Here is a 233-nt window from a genome sequence, read left to right as displayed (position 1 = left end):
TCCCCACACCTGCCAGTAGTGTTTGTCACCACGGGTCGAGTCGTTGGCCACGGTGTCCAGGTCGTTGCTGGGCGAAATGGACCAGTACGGCACGCCCAGCCCGTCCTCCGCCACCACCCTGCGCAGGTCGTTGCCGACCAGGTCGACGTAGCCCTGCCAGACACGTTCGGCAATCGCCGGATCGGCCGCCTTCAGGTCGCGGCCATGTCCCCAGTCCTTCCACGCGGTTTCTT

At 65.7% G+C, this 233-nt stretch carries 1 protein-coding gene; it reads right to left on the bottom strand.

Annotated elements, in window-relative coordinates; translation table 11 throughout:
• Nucleotides 1-233, bottom strand: a 233-nt coding sequence (locus ACQG3P_RS24345) for a hypothetical protein (RefSeq protein ID WP_426806487.1), incomplete at both ends; no start/stop codon positions are given.

The sequence above is a fragment of the Stenotrophomonas sp. SrG genome, assembly GCF_050031795.1.
Taxonomy (GTDB): domain Bacteria; phylum Pseudomonadota; class Gammaproteobacteria; order Xanthomonadales; family Xanthomonadaceae; genus Stenotrophomonas; species Stenotrophomonas rhizophila_A.
The sequence above is the reverse complement of the archived record's forward strand: the minus strand, read 5'-3'. Positions and strand labels throughout refer to the sequence as shown.